Source organism: Streptomyces sp. FH025, assembly GCF_017427025.1.
In the GTDB taxonomy this organism is placed as follows: Bacteria; Actinomycetota; Actinomycetes; order Streptomycetales; family Streptomycetaceae; genus Kitasatospora.
The window spans coordinates 18,607-31,241 of the sequence record NZ_JAFLNG010000014.1 but is presented as its reverse complement, the minus strand read 5'-3'; the positions used below and the strand labels follow the sequence as shown (position 1 = coordinate 31,241).

The following is a 12,635-nucleotide window of genomic DNA, read 5'->3' as shown; positions in this document are numbered from 1 at the left end:
GCGATCAGCGCCATCGCGGTGGGTGAGGCGATCGCGCCGCCCAGGCCCTGGAGGGACCGGGCGGCCAGCAGCCAGCCGGGGGACTGGGAGACACCGCCGAGCAGCGAGGAGAGGGTGAAGACCAGCACACCGACGATGAACACCCGCCGGCGCCCGAGGACGTCCCCGGCCCGTCCGCCGAGCAGCAGCAGTCCGCCGAAGGTCAGGGCGTAGGCGTTGACGACCCAGGAGAGGCCGGTGGTCGAGAACCGCAGCGCCTGCTGGATGTGCGGCAGGGCGATGTTCACGATCGTCACGTCCAGGACCACCATCAGCTGGGTGGTCGCGATGACGCTGAGGGCTATCCCCGGGTGCTGTCCGCGCCGGGCGGGCGCGGGCGGAGCCTGGGCCAGGGCGCGCGAGGTGGCCATGGCTGGTCCCCCAATGGCTTGGGAGCGAACGAGATCGAGGGAACGGGTTCGTTCACTGGCAACGACAGTAGCTCTGGGTCATAGGGAGCACAACAGCGCATTTACGGATTGTCGTCGACTTTCGGACAATCCGTGTCCGGAGCGGTCGCGGGGTGTCCGAAGGGGTGAGCGCCTGCGGCCCGGATCAGCCGGTCGAGCGTCCGGGCGTCGCTGAGCACGGGCTCGTCGAACTCCCGGGAGCCGGTGCGGGCGGCCTCCACCACCCTGGTCAGGAAGAGCCGCATGCTGTCGGCCGGAGGCACCCGGCGCACGCGCTCGCCCCGGTCGCTCCGGACCGTCACCTCCGTCTCCAGGCCTGGTGGCATGGAGAAGGGGCGCTCGACGTCGACGACTCCGTGCCGGCCCAGCAGCTGCAGCGCGTTCCGGTAGGTGCCGGTGAACCCGAAATGGCCCACGACGGTCCGCCCCCCGGGGTACCGGGCCAGCGCGCTGTAGGAGAGTTCGAGGCCGTCCGCCGTGCGGTCCCCGACCATGACGCCGACCTGCTCGGGCTCCCGGCCCCACAGCACCCGCCCCAGGGAGGCGAGGTACGGGCCGGTGTCGAGGAGGGCGCCGCCGCCCCGCGCCCGGTCGTGGCGGAAGTCGTCCGCCGGCACCGGCGGGGTGAAGACGGCCACCGCCTGGGCGGCCTCCGCCGCGAGCTCCCTGACCACGGAGAACATCGGGTGGAACGCGTAGCAGACCGCCTCGGCGAGCACGAGGGAGGCGCTCCTGGCCAGCTCCACCAGCTCGGCGGCGACCCCCAGGCCCGGCACGCCCGGTACGTCCGGCCGGCCCGGCACGCTCGGCAGGCCCGGTTTGTCGACCACCACGTGCCAGCCCCGCTCCAGCGCGTGCCGCACGGCGGCGGTGTGCTCGCTGTTGACCGACGACACGTAGGCAAGGCCCGGTGCCCGCGCCTCCAGGGCCCCGTGCCAGTCGCCGTGGAGCGTTCGGAGCTTCGGCACCCCGGCCACGTCGGCCGCCGTGGCGTGGCGGCTGGCGATGTCGACGGCGGTGATCCCGGGCATCGACGCGGCCGCCGGCAGCACCCGGCGCCGGGCGAACCTCGACAGTCCGATCAGCAGCAGTTCCACGGGATCCTCCCTTCGCGTCCGGTGCGGCGTCAGCCACGCCCGTAGATCCGTTCGGCCACGGCCAGCTTGGCGGCGCGCAGCTCCGTCAACCGCTCGGCGCCGAAGCCGCCGGAGGTGGGCCGCTCGGGGACCTCCCCGTCCCGGAGCAGCCGCCAGGAGGAGCCGGCGTCGATCAGCGACCGGTGCTTGGGACCGTAGTAGTCGGCCCGTACGGCCAGCGCCACGCCGTGGGCACCGGCCGCGCCGGCCACCGCGTGCGGATGGAAGCGGGTGCTGATCCAGCACTGGCCGGGGCGTGCGGGCAGGCCGTGCGCGAGCACCTCGTCGAGCGGGTACCGGCGGGCGCCGGGCAGCAGCTCCTCGGCGGCCGCCAGCACGTCACGGTCCTTGTCGGGGGAGCACTCCAGCAGGCCCACGTCCGTCACCCGCCACGCGCGCAGCACCTCGGCCACGAAGCGCACCGTCTCCTCGGCCGCGCTCCGGCTCCCGGCCAGCAGCGACTGCACGCTCACCATGACCTCCGGCACCTCCTCGTCCGTCCGCAGCAGGTGCGGGCCGAACCCGAGGAAGACGTCGTCGCAGTGGTCGGTGCGGGGATCGAGACCGGCGAAGGCGGCGGAGGGGGCGTCCCGTACGTCGACCACGTCGAAGCGCTCGATCAGCGAGCGGGTCACGCCCGCGTCGTCGGCCGGCGGCCACAGCCCCTGGCCGGTCATCGCCGTCCTCGCGCCGCTCGCCCCGGCCGCGGCGGCGATGCCCGCCATCAGGCCGGTGAAGGCCGGCCAGATGGCGTTGACGTAGCCGCCGCCGAGCAGGTGCACCACCTGCGCGCCGCGGAGGGCGGTGATCCCGGCGGCCAGCTCCGGTACGGAGGCCGGGTCCCGCACCGCGCCCTCCACCCAGGCGCAGGTGGCCGCCGGGCTCTCGTCGGCCCAGCGGCGCAGGCACAGCTGCCACAGCAGGCTGGTGAAGCGGGCCCGCGGATGGACGCCGGCCAGGTGCCCGACCGCCACCCCGGGATAGAGGCAGTCCACCACCACGTCCACGTCGGGGGCCACCTCGGCCAGGTGCCGCAGCCAGGTGGCGGCGATGAGCTCGTCGCCGTAGTTGGGGATGCCCGCCGGGCAGACCAGGTAGTGGGTGCGGCGTCCGGTGTCGGCCATGGTTCGGCGCCCTCCTCAGGCACGGTGGAGCGCGGTCAGCCGCTCCAACGGGGCCACGCAGTCCGTCGGCGCCGGGTCGGCCATCAGATCGACGTACAGGCGGTGCGCCCCCTCCCGGAAGGAGGGTTCCTCCAGCACCCGGACCAGCGCCTTGTGGACGCTCGCCCCGTCGAGCCCCGCCTGGTCGAGACGGATCCCCGCCCCGTAGGCGGCCACCTGGCGCGCGGTGGCCGCCTCGTCCCACAGCGGCTGCGGGACGACCACCTGCGGCACCCGGAAGGCGGCGGCCGAGGTGAACGTCCCACGACCGCCCTGGTGGATGATCGCCGAGCAGCCCGGCAGCAGCTGGTCGAACGGCACGTAGCCGACGGCCCGCACGTTGTCGGGAACCGGCCCGAGGCCGAAGAGCTGGCCGCTCGTCATGGTGGTGAGCAGATCCACGTCCAGTTCCCCCGCGGCGTCGAGGAAGTCGCGCAGCGGGAACGCGGATTCCCGGCCGTGGATCTCCTGCCTGGTCATGCCGAGCGTCAGGACGACCCTGGGCCGCCGTGGCCGCTCCCGCAGCCACGGGGCGAGTTCGGCCGGTCCGCCGAACGGGATCCGGCGGACGGGGACGGTCGTCCCGGGGGAGCGGTAGGGGTGGGGCCGGCCCAGATCGACGGACCACTGCCCCAGCAGGGTCTCCTCGCCGAACTCCAGGCCGTACGGGTCGAGCAGCGGCCGCAGCCAGCCGGCGCACGGGTCCTCGACATCCTCGGCGTCCTCGGCGTTCTCCGTGTTCTCCGTGTTCGCCGTGTTCGCCGTGGAGGCGGCGCGCAGCTCCGCCAGGATCCGGGCCCGGGCCATCCCCACCGTGTCCGTGCCCCAGACGACCCGGGCGTGAGCGGCGCCGCAGAGCCGGGCGGCCACCGGGGCGGGGAACACGAGCATGTCCCACAGCACGAGATCCGGCCGCCAGGAGCCGGTGAACGCGACCAGCTTCCGCAGCAGCCCGCACTGCCCGCCCAGTTCGGAGTCCGGCGCGTACACCTCCGTGTACAGGAAGCGCAGCGCCGCGCGGAAGCCGGCCCAGCGGCCCTCGTCCGCCTCGTCCGGGTCCAGCGCCAGGAAGTCGGACTGGTTGTGCGACCCAGGGCGCACCGGGGAGACGTCCCCCTCGCCGCCCAGCGGCACGGCGTTCAGGCCCGTCGCCACGATGTGCCGCGTCAGCTCCCGCTCCGGCCCCCAGTCGCCGGTCAGCACGACCTCGTGCCCGGCGCTGCGCAGCGCCCAGGCGAGCGGAACCACCGCATTGAGGTGCGCCTTCACCGGGAGGGTCACGAAGACGATGCGCATGCGTAACTCCGTTTGGGCGCGGCCGTGCTGGGCTGCCCCCAACCTCGCCGGGCCGGCCGCCGACCGCACGTCCACCTAGGCCGAAAGGGTTCAAAGCGGGACGGACACTGCGGCGCACGGGTTACAAGTCCGCTTGACCGGGCGTGAGTTGTCCCCGAGCTGCGGAGGATGTTGACAGCGTTTCGGACGAACTGACGAGCGAAACGGGCAAGCGGAACTGGCCAGCAGAGCAGACCAGCGGAACCGACCAGAGGACCATGGATGCGAGTCGCCGTCATCGGAGCCGGGTTCCTGGGCAGCGCACTGGCCACGGGCGCCGAACGCCGCGGCTGGGACGTCACCGTCGTCGGACGCTCCGACCCCTACTCCCTGCGCCGGCGGGCCCCGTCCGCCGGGGCCCTCCGGATCGTCCTCGGCAGCGGCACCGACGAACTGCCGCCCGTCCTGCGCCGGGGCGTCGACGCCGTCGTCATCGCCGCCGGCGGCCGCTTCCCGGTACCGTCGGCCGACCAGCCGGAGGCCGACGCCGTGGACACGCTGTCGCTGCTCATCAACGTCTGCGAAGCCGTGCGCACGCTCAGCCCGGACACCCGCGTCCTGTTCCTCTCCTCGGCCGGCGGCGTCTACGCCCCCGGGGCCGGCCCGGGCCTGCGGGCCGAGGCGCACCGCGCCGAACCCACCTCCCCGTACGGCATGTCGCGGCTGGTCGGCGAGCAGTACCTGGAGTTCTACCGGCGGGTGCACGGGCTGTCGTGCTCGGCGCTGCGCTGCTCCAACGTCTACGGCCGGCTGCTCCCCGCGTCGCGCGGCCAGGGCGTGGTGTCGGCGGCGTTCCGCTGCGCGCTGACGGCCGAGCCGTTCCGGCTGCACGGGACCGGCGAGCAGCGCAGGGACTTCCTGCACCTGGACGACTTCGCGCGGGCGACCCTCGACCTGGTCTCCCTGCGCGAGGCCCTGCCCGGAACCGTCAACATCGGCTCCGGGGTGGGCTATTCGGTGGTGGAGGTGGTCGACCGGGTCTCCGCCGTGATGGGGCGCCGGATCCCCGTCGTCCAGGGGCCGAGCGCCGGCACCGACACCGGCAACCTGGTGGTGGACGCCTCGCTGCTGCGCTCGCTCATCCACTTCGAACCGCTGCGCCCCGAGGCGGGAATCGAGCTGATGGCGCGCGGGCTGCGGCCGGGCGCGGCCGGGGAGCGGCCGTGAACGCCGGCCGGGATTCCGTCGAGGCGCTACCGGAAGGGAACGTGGGATGTCGATTCTGATCACCGGTGCCGAGGACTTCCTCCGCTCGGCGCGCACGGCCGAGACGCCGCTGACCCGGGACCCTGAGTCCTTCCTGAAGGAGCGCTCCGCCGCCTCCTCGTTCCGGGTGGAGGAGGTGCCGCTGAGCTCCCTCGTGAACTGGCACCTCGGCGACCGGATCGGCCATTCCTCGGGCCGCTTCTTCACGGTCGAGGGGCTCTCCGTCCAGACGAACTTCGGCACGACACCGCAGTGGTGCCAGCCGATCATCGTGCAGCCGGACATCGGAATCCTGGGAATCCTGGTGAAACGCATCCACGGCGTCCACCACTTCCTGATGCAGGCGAAGATGGAACCGGGGAACAGCGCCCTGGTCCAGTACGCCGCGACGGTGCAGGCCACTCCCAGCAACTACCAGCGGGTGCACGGCGGAAAGCCGACCCCGTACCTCGACTACTTCCTCGATCCCGGCCCCCGGGCCGTCATCTTCGACCAGCTCCTCTCCGAGCACTCCTCGTGGTACCTGTACAAGCGGAACCGCAACATGATCGTCGAGATCCCCGAGCACGAGGAGGTGCCCGTCACCGAGGAGTTCACCTGGCTGACCCTGGGCCAGCTGCGGCGCCTGCTGACGCTGGGCAACCGGGTGAACATGAACGCGCGGACGGTGCTCTCGGCCATCTCCTACGCGGTGCCCGCAACGCCGACGCGGGCCACCGGCCGGGAGGCCACGGGATTCCACGCCGAGGTCGTCCGATCGCACCGGCGGCAGACCTCGGACGGCGAGGTCGCGTCGGCGATGACGTGGCTCATCGACCAGAAGGCCAGGTTCAACCTCGACGTCCGGCGGATCGGCCTGCGCGACCTCGCCGGGTGGGTCTGCGACGAGCAGAGCATCCGGCACGGCGACGGCCGCTACTTCCGGATCGTCGGCCTGTCGGTGGGGGCGACCAGCCGCGAGGTGGCCGCCTGGGCGCAGCCGATGCTCCGCCCCAATCCCGGCAACGTCGTCGCCTTCGTCTGCCGGCGCCGCCGGGACGCCCTGGAGGTCCTGGTGCAGGCGATGGCCCAGCCGGGCGCCACCGACCGGGTCGAGCTCGCCGCGACGGTCCAGCTGACCCCGGGGAACTACGACGGGCCGCAGGACCTGCCCCCGCTGGCCGAGTTGATCGACGCCGATCCCTCGTGGACGGTCGTGGACGCCGTGCAGTCCGAGGACGGGGGGCGCTTCCAGCACGCCGACACCCGGCACGTGGTCGTCCAGGTCCCGGACGACCACGTGATCGAGGCGCCCGCCAACTACCGGTGGATGTCGCTGGGGCTGCTCAACCGGCTGATGCGGCTGGGCTACTACGTCAACGTGGAGACCCGCAGCCTGATGGCCTGCCTGCTCTGAACCGGCGCCCTCCGGGCCGGCGTCAGGCCTCGGCGTACTTGCGGAGGTCGCTGGCCTGGAAGGCCGCGTTGTCGTGGATGCCGATGACGTATCCGTCGAGGTCGCGGAAGTAGAAGACGCGCTGGCCCACGTGGTCCGTCAGCGGGCCCTTGATGACCTCCGCCCGCCGGGCGACCCGGTCGTGGAACCCGTCGAAGTCGTCGACGGTCAGGTACAGCATGCCGGCCAGGCTGATGGGGGTGTCGGCCAGCGCGGGGAGCCACTGCTTCAGATCGGCGTTGCTGTAGAGCAGCCCGCAGAAGCCGCCCCGGTAGAGCAGCAGGTGGATGTCGTCGCCGGGGCTCGCGATGCTGGAGTCCACGTCGAATCCGAGGTCCTCGTAGAACGCGATGCTGGCGGCGGTGTCGCGGACGCTGATGCACGTCGTGAAGGGCATGGCAACCTCCCGAGGCGGATGGACGCCTCACGAATTCCTCTGGTGGTCGGCGCGATGGTCGAGATCGGTCTCGAACCGATCAGCTGCCGCCGTGGGGTAGAACTGCTCCGCCCACTTCCGGTACCGGCCGATCGGGCCGTCGCCGGGCGCCAGGCGTGGTGTCCGCTGGTACTTCTGGTACTGCCACACCGGCAGGTCCAGGGTGCTGCCGGCGGCGTGGACGGTGTAGAGGGCGTCGCGGAGCAGTCGCGTCGCCAGCGTGCCCATCGGCCCGGTCCGCGCCGTGGCGGCGAACCGGAACCGGCTCAGCCAGGGGTCGACCGGGGTGGGCAGGGCGAAGAACCTGGCCGTGGTGCCGGCCCACGGCAGGTCGCAGTCGATGATCGTCAGACCGAGTCCGTGGACGCTGAACGCGTAGTCCACGCGGACCGGCCCGACGCGCGGAAGCTTCCGCTCGACCTGGAAGCGGCCGGTGCAGAGCACGCCGTCGAACGACACCTCCGGAGCCTTCGCGAGGGTCGCTCCGTGCAGCTGCTCCAGATGCCCGAAGTCGATCACGTTCTCGGTCATCTGCTGTGGATGGCCGGCGACTTCGAACGTCCTCCCGCGCGGGCGCAGCCAGCCCGCGGCCGGGATCGCCGGCGGTTCCCACGACGGCGGCGAGCCGCCGCGGCCGCTCCACACCAGGATGAGCCCCGCGCTCTCCCGCACCGGCAGGGTGCCGAGCGCCGCCCGGGGCGGCGGCTGCCCGTAGGGGGTGCGCAGGCAGGGGCCGTCCAGGCTGAACTCGAACCGGTGGAACCCGCAGGTGATCCGCTCACCGGAGACGGTGCCCAGGACACCGAGGTGTGCGCCCAGGTGGGGGCAGTGCGGGCGCAGGGCGCGCAGGGTGCCGCTCGCGCCGCGGGCCAGCACGACGTCCTCGCCCGTCAGCCGTCGCGTCACCACCCGGCCCGGGCCGACCTCGTGGCCGAAGCCGAGGCAGAACCACCCCTCCGGGTAGGGCAGGGGCGCCGACGGGAACGCCAGGTCCGCCGGGGTGGCGCCGGCCGCGTGCCGGAACAGCCTGAGGTACTTGCGACCGCCCATGCCCTGCTCCTTCCCTCGGGCCACCGCTCTCGGGCCGGACGTCACCACCGCACCGGGAGTTCGGCCAGCCCGCCGGTCAGCGCGTCCCGGCGCATCCGCAGCGCCTCCACGTCCGTGGCCAGGCGCAGCGTCGGGAAGCGGGTGACGAGCCGGGTGAACACCGCCTGGAGTTCGACGCGGGCCAGCGGCGCGCCGAGGCAGTACCGCGCGCCGTGGCCGAAGGTGACGTGCGCCGCGGCCGAGCGGGTGATGTCGAGCCGGTCCGGGTCGGTGAAGGCGGCAGGGTCGTGGTTGGCGGCGCTGTTGGCCAGCAGGACGAGCTCCCCGGCCCGGATGGTGACCCCGTCGACCGTCAGGTCCTCCCGCGCGTAGCGGGGGATGCCGCCGCCGGACCCCTTCGCCGAGGCACGGAGGATCTCCTCGACGGCCTTCGGGACGAGCCCGGGGTCGGCCACCAGCGCCCGCCACTGGTCCGGGTTGGTGAGCAGCAGCAGCGTGCCCAGCCCGATGTGGACCACCGTGGTCTCGTGTCCGGCGAACAGCAGGGCCATCGACAGCCCGGCGATCTCCTCGTCCCGGACGCCCTCGGTCGCGGCCAGCCGGGAGATCACGTCGTCCCCGGGCTCGACGCGCTTGCGGGCGACCAACTCGTGCCCGTAGCCGTACAGTTCGCGCACCCCGCGGTCCGATCGGGCGCGGTCGCCGAGGTTGGCGGCGTCGGCGGTCCAGGCGCGGAACCGGTCGCAGTCCTCGTACGGGACGCCGAGCAGCTCGCAGATCACCAGGATCGGCAGCGGCACGGCGACCAGGGCGTGGAGGTCCGCGGGCGGCCCGTGCTCGGCCAACTCGTCCAGCAGTCGCGCCGTCAGGGCCTCGACGCGCGGGCGCAGGGTTCGCATCCGCTTGGGCGAGAAGTGCGGCTGGAGCAGCGAGCGGATGCGGGCGTGGTCGGCCGCCTCGGTGTCGTAGTCGCCCAGCACCGCGTCGAACAGCGTCTCCCCGGTGCGCGCCGCGGTCTCGGGGGTCGGGTGGGACCGGCCGAGCCTGGCGTCGTCCAGCAGCCGCTGGACCTGCGCGTGGCCGGTGACCAGCCAGGCCTCGTCCCCCAGCGCGGTCCGCACCCGGTGCACCGGACCCTGGGACTGCAACTCCCGCAGCCGGGGCGCGATGCGCAGCGGATCCCGGTGCTCGAACGGCAACTGCGCCGTGACGGTCATGGTGCTCTCCGCGGGGTCTCAGTCGCCCTGCGGGCGGCGGGCCACGACGAGGAGGTAACCGAGCAGGTGGACGTCGATCACGGACTGCGGGTTGAAGTAGCACTGGGCCTCGGTGCTCTCCGGGTCCAGGCCCATCCGCTCGGCGCGCTCCGCGAGGAGGGCGAAGGACCGGGGCACGGTCTCCTCGGTGATGTCCAGCATCTCCACGAACTCCAGGCCCGACGCCCGCAGGATCGCCGGGTAGTCGTCGAGGGGCACGGTCGTCGACCCCATGGTCTTCCGCAGCGGGTGCACGGTGGGGGAGGGCGCCGTCCTCCGGTAGAAGTCGGTCAGCACGACCCTGCCTCCGGGGCGCAGCACCCGGGCCGTCTCCCGCAGGACCTGCTCCCGGTCGGGCATGTGCGGCATCGACTCGATCGCGAGGACAGCGTCGAAGGAGTCGTCGGCGAACGGCAGCCGCATCGCGTCCGCCCGCCGGAAGGTGACGCGGCCCTGGAGGGCCGTGGCCCGCGCCAGCGCCTCGGCACGGTCGACCTGCTCCCGGCTGACCGAGATGCCCGTCACCTCCGCGCCCTTGAGACGGGCGATCCGCACCGCCGGGGCGCCGACCCCGCAGCCGACGTCGAGCACCCGGGCGCCGGAGCCGATCCGCAGGCGCTCCGTCATGATGTCGGTGAGCCGGTCCGTGGCCTCGTCGTACGTGAGCCCGCTCTCCGGGGTGTCCCAGTAGCCGAGGTGCGCGTTGTAGCCCTGCTGCGCCTCGACCTCCAGGAAGTCGGCGGCGAGCAGGGTCATGCGGTCGTACATCCGCCCGACCTCCTCGGCCACGGGAACGGTCGACGCTGTCACCAGGTCTGCCATCTCTCCTCCTCCAGGGGTTGTCCTTGTTCGTCGTACGGCTTCGACCCCGTGCGGCCGTGGGCCGGAACGCTCCGCTCGGCGGCGCCCGGGTGCCGCTTCCGTACGGTCATGGGAAGTGACCGGGGTGTGGAGGAGAGCCGGGGCAGCAGGCGGGTGTGGGCGCCGGGCAGCGGGTCGAGCTGCCAGCGGGCCACGATCGAGGCCAGCGCGAGAGTGGCCTCGGTGAGTGCGAAGACCTCCCCGATGCACTTGCGGGCACCGCTGCCGAAGGGCGTGAACACCCCGCGCGCGAGCCGGCCGGCGTCCTCGCCCCAGCGGTCGGGGTCGAAGCGCTCGGGGTCGGGGAACAGGTCGGCGCGGTGGTGCACGATGTGCGGGCTGTACACGACGATCGAGCCGGCCGGGAGGCGGTGGCCCGCCAGCTCGGTGGCCCTGGTGGTGACCCTGGTGAACAGCCAGCCCGGCGGGTACAGGCGCAGCGTCTCCATGATGACCCGGCGCGTCAGGCCCAGGCGCGGGATGTCGTCGTGCTCGGCGATCCGCCCGGCGAGCACGGCGTCGACCTCCTCGTGGAGCCGCTCCCGCACGGCGGGATGGCGTCCGAGGAGGTACAGCGACCAGGAGAGCAGGGGAGCGGTGGTCTCGCTGCCGCCGAGGTAGAAGGTGAAGACCTGGTCGTGGATCTCCGCCTCGGTCAGGCCCTGCCCGTCGTCGTCGCGAACGGCCAGCAGGATGGAGAGCAGGTCGCCGTGGTCCACGCCCGCGCGCCGGTAGTCGGTGGTGAGCTGGGCGACGTACTGCCGCAGCCGCCGGCGGGCCCGTACGAAACGGCGGTTGCCCGTGGTCGGCAGCCGGTTCAGCACCGTCCAGGGCAGCAGCATCCGGCGCATCATGCCGGTCATGACGTCGTGCATGCACAGCCGAAGCTCGCCGAAGGTCGCGTCGTCGAGTTCGGCGGCGAACAGCGTGCGCGTCGCGAGGCTCGCGGTGAGCTCGTTCATGGTGGCCAGGACGTCGAGGCTGCGGCCGTCCGTCCAGCTCCGGAGCATCGCGCTGATCTCCAGGGACATCACCCTGGCGTAGGCGGGGAGGCGGTCGCGGTGGAAGGCGGGCTGCAACAGCCGGCGCTGGCGGCGGTGGTCCCGGTGCGGACAGGTCGCCAGCCCGTTCCCGGCCACGGTCCGCACCAGGTCGAAGATCGCGCCGCCCTTGTCGTACGTCCGGTCGTCGACGAGGACCTGGTGGACGAGGTCCGGGTCGCAGAGCACGTGGAACGGCACCGGCCCGAGCTTGATCCTGACCAGGTCGCCGTGCGCCGGCAGCGAGGCCAGGAAGTCGAGCGGCCGCCTGCCGAGCGGCAGCGCGTGGCCGAGCAGCGGCAGGGCTCCCGGGGCCGGGCCGACCCTGACACCTGCCCCCGTCATGCCCGCGCGCCCGTACGCGCGCAGTGCCGTCCGGTGCGGGCGCCCGGCTTGCGGGCGACCCAGCAGCCCATGACGATCTTCCCCTGCTCGATGCCGTCGCGGAGCGCGGGCATCGACCCCGCCAGCAGGGTCTCGACGCTCTCCGAGGCCAGGGCCGGATGCCCGCCGCCGGCCTGTCCCGAGGCGGGTTCGTGGGGCTGCCAGTTGGGGCCGATGTCGCCGTGGTCCTCGTAGCGGGACACCGACTCGACCTCGAAGCCCGCGGCCTCCAGGTGCCCCTTGAGCGCACCGAACGGGATGACGTGCGGAATGGCGAAGCCCTCGCACATCGGCTCCACCCACCGGGCGTAGTCCGCGTCCGAGAGGCCGTCGGCACAGAACCAGTCGACGCCGACGAACCCGCCGCCGGGACGCAGCACCTTGGCGATCTGCGCGTAGGCGTGGTGCTTGTCGGGCGCGTAGCAGAGGGCCTCGATCGAGAAGACGCCGTCGAACTCGGCGGCGCCGAACGGCAGCGCCATCGCGTCCGCCTCGACGAACGTCAGCCGGCGGCCCAGCTCGCCGCCGCGGTGCAGCGAGCGGGCGAGCCGGACCTGGTGGCCGCAGATGTTGACACCCGTCACCTCGGCACCGGTGTACCGGGCGATCGCCGCGGCCGGTCCGCCGATGCCGCAGCCGACGTCCAGCAGCCGGTCGTCGGCGGTGAACCCGCCCGCGTCGGCCAACCAGTGCTGGAGCGTCAGCTGCGCCTCGTGCAGGCTCTGGTCCTCGGCGAACCAGGTGAGGTGGAAGGAGTCCGACCACACGTCACGGCAGACCGGAGTCACCAGTTCGTAGTAGCGGTCGATGACGCGGGCGTAGTGGTCCTCCCGGCCCCCGGGCGTTCGTACCAGCCGGAGGTACTCGGCGTTCTGCATGCGATG

The 12,635-nt window shown here is 73.0% G+C and carries 12 protein-coding genes; 2 read left to right on the top strand and 10 right to left on the bottom strand.

All coding sequences use genetic code 11. From position 1 onward, the window contains the following. The 4 genes from J0670_RS02100 to J0670_RS02085 form a co-directional block, all read right to left on the bottom strand. Positions 1 to 410 (bottom strand): MFS transporter (locus J0670_RS02100; RefSeq protein ID WP_207808980.1); only part of this gene is annotated, 410 nt, incomplete at its 3' end. Between the two features lie 101 nt (positions 411 to 511). Continuing rightward, positions 512 to 1,546 (bottom strand): Gfo/Idh/MocA family protein, encoded by a 1,035-nt coding sequence (locus J0670_RS02095; RefSeq protein WP_207808979.1) that lies wholly within the window; start codon positions 1,544 to 1,546, stop codon positions 512 to 514. Positions 1,547 to 1,575: 29 nt separating this feature from the next. Then, positions 1,576 to 2,709 (bottom strand): polysaccharide pyruvyl transferase family protein, encoded by a 1,134-nt coding sequence (locus J0670_RS02090; protein ID WP_207808978.1) that lies wholly within the window; start codon positions 2,707 to 2,709, stop codon positions 1,576 to 1,578. 15 nt (positions 2,710 to 2,724) lie between these two features. Beyond that, complete coding sequence (locus tag J0670_RS02085) at positions 2,725 to 4,044, bottom strand: nucleotide disphospho-sugar-binding domain-containing protein (protein WP_207808977.1); 1,320 nt, start codon at positions 4,042 to 4,044, stop codon at positions 2,725 to 2,727. 261 nt (positions 4,045 to 4,305) lie between these two features. Between J0670_RS02085 and J0670_RS02080 the strand changes: the two genes are divergently transcribed. Further along, positions 4,306 to 5,250: an NAD(P)-dependent oxidoreductase gene (locus tag J0670_RS02080; RefSeq protein ID WP_207808976.1), complete on the top strand. Its 945-nt coding sequence runs from the start codon at positions 4,306 to 4,308 to the stop codon at positions 5,248 to 5,250. A 46-nt stretch (positions 5,251 to 5,296) separates the two neighbouring features. Beyond that, positions 5,297 to 6,685, top strand: coding sequence for an NDP-hexose 2,3-dehydratase family protein (locus tag J0670_RS02075; protein ID WP_207808975.1), 1,389 nt, complete (start codon positions 5,297 to 5,299; stop codon positions 6,683 to 6,685). 22 nt (positions 6,686 to 6,707) lie between these two features. On the opposite strand, the gene J0670_RS02070 is transcribed toward J0670_RS02075, so the two are convergent. From J0670_RS02070 to J0670_RS02045, 6 genes are read right to left on the bottom strand one after another with little or no spacing between them, the layout of a single operon-like run. Next, the gene (locus J0670_RS02070) at positions 6,708 to 7,121 is read right to left on the bottom strand and encodes a VOC family protein (protein ID WP_207808974.1); all 414 of its coding nucleotides are present in this window, start codon (positions 7,119 to 7,121) and stop codon (positions 6,708 to 6,710) included. A gap of 27 nt (positions 7,122 to 7,148) precedes the next feature. Then, on the bottom strand, positions 7,149 to 8,210 hold the full coding sequence (locus tag J0670_RS02065; protein ID WP_207808972.1) for a Rieske 2Fe-2S domain-containing protein: 1,062 nt from the start codon (positions 8,208 to 8,210) through the stop codon (positions 7,149 to 7,151). Between the two features lie 41 nt (positions 8,211 to 8,251). After that, positions 8,252 to 9,427, bottom strand: a complete 1,176-nt coding sequence (locus tag J0670_RS02060; RefSeq protein ID WP_207808970.1) for a cytochrome P450 — start codon at positions 9,425 to 9,427, stop codon at positions 8,252 to 8,254. A gap of 18 nt (positions 9,428 to 9,445) precedes the next feature. Beyond that, positions 9,446 to 10,288, bottom strand: a complete 843-nt coding sequence (locus J0670_RS02055; RefSeq protein WP_207808968.1) for a methyltransferase domain-containing protein — start codon at positions 10,286 to 10,288, stop codon at positions 9,446 to 9,448. Further along, positions 10,273 to 11,712 carry a cytochrome P450 gene (locus tag J0670_RS02050; protein WP_207808966.1) on the bottom strand — a complete coding sequence of 480 codons (1,440 nt, stop codon included), beginning with the start codon at positions 11,710 to 11,712 and terminating at the stop codon, positions 10,273 to 10,275. The genes J0670_RS02055 and J0670_RS02050 overlap by 16 nt, the downstream gene beginning before the upstream one ends. Then, a complete protein-coding gene (locus J0670_RS02045) occupies positions 11,709 to 12,629 on the bottom strand; it encodes a cyclopropane-fatty-acyl-phospholipid synthase family protein (RefSeq protein ID WP_207808964.1) in 921 nt (306 codons plus the stop codon). Before J0670_RS02045 ends, J0670_RS02050 begins: the two co-directional genes overlap by 4 nt. Positions 12,630 to 12,635: the final 6 nt, after the last annotated feature.